Annotated in this window: 4 protein-coding genes; 3 read left to right on the top strand and 1 reads right to left on the bottom strand. The window is 54.8% G+C overall.

Going from position 1 to position 4,859, the window contains the following annotated elements; all coding sequences use genetic code 11:
* Positions 1–239: 239 nt before the first annotated feature.
* Positions 240–1,415, bottom strand: a complete 1,176-nt coding sequence (gene nagA / locus PN477_RS19850; RefSeq protein WP_272117032.1) for an N-acetylglucosamine-6-phosphate deacetylase — start codon at positions 1,413–1,415, stop codon at positions 240–242.
* A 153-nt stretch (positions 1,416–1,568) separates the two neighbouring features.
* Between nagA and purE the strand changes: the two genes are divergently transcribed.
* The 3 genes from purE to PN477_RS19835 all read left to right on the top strand — a co-directional run bounded on the left by purE (position 1,569) and on the right by PN477_RS19835 (position 4,578).
* The gene (purE, locus tag PN477_RS19845) at positions 1,569–2,096 is read left to right on the top strand and encodes a 5-(carboxyamino)imidazole ribonucleotide mutase (protein WP_272117030.1); all 528 of its coding nucleotides are present in this window, start codon (positions 1,569–1,571) and stop codon (positions 2,094–2,096) included.
* A gap of 7 nt (positions 2,097–2,103) precedes the next feature.
* Positions 2,104–3,777, top strand: a complete 1,674-nt coding sequence (locus PN477_RS19840; RefSeq protein ID WP_272117028.1) for an adenylate/guanylate cyclase domain-containing protein — start codon at positions 2,104–2,106, stop codon at positions 3,775–3,777.
* 447 nt (positions 3,778–4,224) lie between these two features.
* The gene (locus tag PN477_RS19835; protein ID WP_272117026.1) at positions 4,225–4,578 is read left to right on the top strand and encodes a hypothetical protein; all 354 of its coding nucleotides are present in this window, start codon (positions 4,225–4,227) and stop codon (positions 4,576–4,578) included.
* The last annotated feature ends 281 nt before the right edge of the window (positions 4,579–4,859 follow it).

The following is a 4,859-nucleotide window of genomic DNA, read 5'->3' as shown; positions in this document are numbered from 1 at the left end:
GATCATCTTGCCTGCCTGTGGAGGCTTCGACGTTAGTCGGCCTGTGAAGCAGGAAGCTCAAGCAACGACGGGAGTTCAACTCTCTTTGTTTGTTTGAGAAGCCCCCGTTATATCCGTAGGATTAGCGGGGGAGAACTTCACCGGAAAACTATAGGCTCGCACCGAGTTTTTGAGGAGCTTCGGCTGAAAAAGAGGGATGAGACGAGACATGATCAAACTCGCAACAATACGCTGCTATCCTAGCGCGAGGGGCGCGGTTCATTGCTGGGGAGGGTGAATCGTTGCCAGTGGAGGGCGGCGGTTTGGGGGTGGCGTGACCAACGGAGAAAGGGGCCGGTTTGGCCGCGGGTGAGGCCGGCTTGGGCGATCGCCCGGCGGGGGGCTTCGGTGGCGAGGGCGATCGCGCGTCCCGGTTCACAGATCCCCCAACGCACTAGATTTTCCACCCCGGCTAAAAGGGGGAGCGTTGTCCCGGCGAGGGTGTGGGCATCGAGGCGGGCTGTGCCGTGGGTGACGGTGATCGTGCGATCGTCCCAGGGATAGTCGCCGTCGGGTAAACCGATGGGAGCGAGGGCATCGCTGACCAAAAACACCCCATCGCGTTCCATCCGCAGCAGCAGATCCAACATCAGCGGACAAACATGCTCCCCATCGGCAATCACGCCACAGCGCACCGTTGCACGGGTCAAGGCGGCTCCGAGCAGACCGGGATCGCGGTGGTGCAAGGGGGGCATGGCGTTAAAGGCGTGGGTGACCATCGTTGCGCCCTGGTCGAAAGCCTGGTGCGCGTCGGAGGCGGTGGCGAGGGAATGGCCGAGACTGACAATGATGTTTTGGGCGGTGAGGAAGGCGATCGCATCCCCGCTGGGGTCTAATTCCGGGGCTAAGGTGACGATTTTAACCAAGTCGCCATAGTCTCCGATGATCGAGGCCATCATCTCGCGGCTGAGGGGTTGTAAATGGGCGGCGGGATGTGCGCCGCGCTTGCTGGGGTTGAGGCAGGGGCCTTCGAGGTGAACCCCCAGGATTTGGGCGCGGTGGGGTTGGGGGTGACGCAGGGGAGAGGCGGCAATCACGGCGAGGGCTTGGTGAATCTTCTGGATCGAGGTGGTGACAAGGGTGGGACAAAACCCGTCTACCCCTTGATCCCACAGATAGGCGGCGATCTTGTCCAGGTTGGGATGATCGTCACTGTGAAGATCCGGAAAGGCTAACCCCAGGCCGCCGTTAATTTGTAAATCAATTCCCCCCAAGGACAACCAATCACCCTCAAAATCAAATTGGGGGACGCGGGGCAGAGCTTCTGGGGCAGGACTGGCTAGCGTGATGGCGGCGATCGCGCCCCCTTCAAAGTAAATATGGTGCAAACCGGAACGACCGGGCAAGCGAGCATAGGTGAGCAAACAATCAGTCATCAATTCAGAACTCCGCCAGAATCCCCCCAGAATACCAAGGGGAACGCGCTCATTGATACAGTTGAGAAAGATATTCTCTTGGGACAATAAACCCTACGTCACCCCCAATCCATTGGTTTTAATCCATCTTCTAGCCCTGAGGAGCAACGTTCCATGACCTATGATCGTCCGCCCATTGGCATTATTATGGGCAGTGATTCCGACCTGCCCACCATGACCGCTGCGATCGCCATCTGTGAGCAGTTTGACATTCCCCACGACGTTGCGATCGTTTCCGCCCACCGCACCCCCGATCGGATGGTAGACTACGCGAAAACTGCCCATCAGCGCGGCCTCAAAGTCATCATCGCCGGCGCGGGCGGCGCGGCCCATCTGCCGGGTATGGTGGCCGCCTTGACCCCCTTGCCGGTGATTGGCGTGCCGGTCACCACTCGCCAACTTAACGGTGTAGATTCTCTGTACTCGATTGTGCAAATGCCGAGGGGGATTCCCGTCGCCACCGTTGCGATCGGCAATGCGCAAAATGCCGGACTCTTAGCCGTGCAGATGTTAGCCGCCCATGATCCGGATCTCCTCGTCCAAGTGCAGGCCTATCGTCAATCCCTGACGGATCAAGTGCTAGAGAAACAAGCCCGTCTCGATCGTGTTGGCTCCGCAAACTACCTTGCAACCATGCAGTAGAGGGATTATGGGCTACGTGTTGGTGTGCAATCCGAAAACGGATCATGAAGCAATCTATCCCCTCAATCCGGGACGGAACACCATTGGCCGTGCGCCCACGAATCAAATTGTGATTAAACATAACAGTTTGTCGCGCCGCCATGCGGAAATTTTGATGGAGCGCGATCGCACCAATCCCGATCAATTTCGCTTTCTGCTGCGGGACTTAAAAAGTCTCAATGGCACCTTCGTCAATAGCGTCAAAATCAAACAGCGGGAAATCACCCTCGACGATGGCATCACCCTTGGCATGGTAGCCCTGCAACTCGTTGACACCGATAGCGAGTTTGCCGACGACAACGAAGACCCCACCGATGCCCCCCTCCCCATCGTCCGCCACTATTCCCCCAAACAAACCCAAGTCGCCCTTGAAGACTTCATTGATAAAAATCAACGCTCCGGTTCAGCCCTGCGCCTCAAAGAAAAGGATAAAAATCAGCGGGTCGTTGACAAGTTGAAAATTCTCCTCGAAGTCAGTAAACAACTGGCCTCCTCTGCTGATCCCGATCAACTGCTCGATAAAATTTTAGAATTGTTGCTCGAAATTATGAACGTGGATCGGGCCGCGTTATTACTCGTCGATGAACGCACGAAAAAATTAGAACAAAAGGCTGTCAAGGCGCGATCGGGCCTCTCCGTGCGCTACCAGTTCTACAGCACGAAGATCACCAACTATGTGCGCCGCCATGGCGATGCCGTGCTCACCGATGATGCGGCGGAAGATCGACGCTTTGAGGGGTCGCATTCCATTTTGATCCAGGCGATTCGCGCCTCGATGTGTGCGCCGCTGCAACCCCGTGATGAGGTGATTGGGGTGTTGTATGTGGATAATTTAACCTGCTCGAATGCCTATTCTGGCGAGGATTTAGAGTTTCTCACCGCTTTGGCTAATCAGGCGGCGATCGCGATCGAAACCACCCGCCTCGCCAACAAGATGCGCGAAAACGCGATCTGGCGTGACAAACTCGAACGCTTTTTCCCCACCACCATTAGCCGCAAACTCCGGGAAGGGGGCGACCTCGGCATCATTGAAACCGAAGTCACCGCCCTTTTTGCCGACATCACCGACTTCACCAAAATGTCCTCGACCATGGAACCCCGCGCCGTGATCGAAATGCTCAACGACTATTTCAACGTCATGGTGGAAGAGATCATTTTCACCTACGAAGGCACGTTAGAAAAATACATTGGCGATGCCCTCCTCGCGATCTGGGGTGCGCCCTATTCCCGCCCCGACGACACCGATCGCGCCGTCCAAGTGGCGATCGAAATGCAGCACGCCGTCCAACGCCTCAACCAAGACTGGCAAGACCAAGACCGCCAACCCATCGCCATCCATATCGGCCTCAACAGTGGCCCCGTCGCAGCGGGAAATATTGGCTCACGCCGCCTGATTCAATACGCGGCGATCGGGGACACCACCAACGTCACCAGCCGGATCTGTGATGTGGCCAAAGCCGGGGAAATCATCCTCGCCGCGAGCACCGTCCAACGCCTCAACTACAAAGACTACCCTTTGATCAAACTCCCCCCCACCCTCGTCAAGGGCAAACAAGACCCGCTGCAACTCTACCGCCTCGAATGGCGAGAACTGCCATCCCTCCACGAAGTCACCAGCCACTCCTCCCGCCCCAAACTTTAGCGTCCCCAAGCACAGCCCAAATCAGGCTGCATTGTGGCTGTACTGTAGTGTCGTGGCACGTCTTAAGTTATGCAATGGCTGCGATCGCTGAAACATCTGTGCTTGGTGCGTTACGCTTCGCTAACAGCACCCTACTTAATACCTTACTTTAACCGTGTCAATCTAGTAGGGTGGGTTAGGCGGCTTAAACCCCCGCGATCACAGCAATTCAGCAATCCGCCGTAACCCACTGATGCAGGGGTGTTGCGATCGCGGCAGATGCGGTTGATGCAGATTGTTCGATAACGTTTAGATTAAGATGGATTGCTTTTATGAATGAGATTGATGATGTTCCGCCTTTTGCCTGCACGTTTTGCCGCTTCCTTCCCTGTGTCACGGTTGTTGTGGAGCGGGTGTTTGCTGTTTTTGTTGCTGACCCTCACCGCCTGTGGGGGGGGATCGCCCTCAGTGAGTCTTTCTCCGAACAGTGATACGATCAAAAAAGCGATTATCCTGCAAGTTAAGCATAGTCAAAATGCCATCAGTCAACAGCTTAATGCAGCGAATCCAAACTTACGCATTTCTCATATTAAGGTACGTCAATTAGACGCTCAATATCTGGCTAAGTTACCGACCTATCACCTCCAAGGTCGTTATGATCTAGACCTTGAATTACCAACCCAAACCGTCAAGCAGTCGGGGAATTCCTTTGATATTTATTTGCAGCGGCAACGGGAGGGCAAAACCTGGCGGTGGCTGCAACCGAAGGATCAAGATGCAGAGGGAACAGTACAGCATTGGCTCACGTATTTGATTCATTGAAAACGCGAGTGAAATGGTGGGTTAAGGGGAGCTAACTTCGCCTGTGGTGAGGTGATGATTTTTGGGTGAGGATGATTGAGAAAAGGGAGATTTTAACGACATCATTAATTGAGTTTGTATCTTTTTACAGAGAGATCTAAGTTGACATACTCACCGTCCTGAAGGAGCGGTGATTCTTGACACTTCACCGAGACTTGCTACCGAAGCAGTCTTACTGTCTCTCCATGCCCATTTAAAGTCGTGGCAATGCCCTATCCCGACTTGTGAACAAGCTAAAAGTC

It is taken from the genome of Spirulina subsalsa CS-330, assembly GCF_028330765.1.
GTDB lineage: Bacteria > Cyanobacteriota > Cyanobacteriia > Cyanobacteriales > Spirulinaceae > Spirulina > Spirulina subsalsa_A.
Note: the sequence above shows the minus strand (reverse complement) of the source record. Positions and strands in the feature narration are given on the sequence as shown.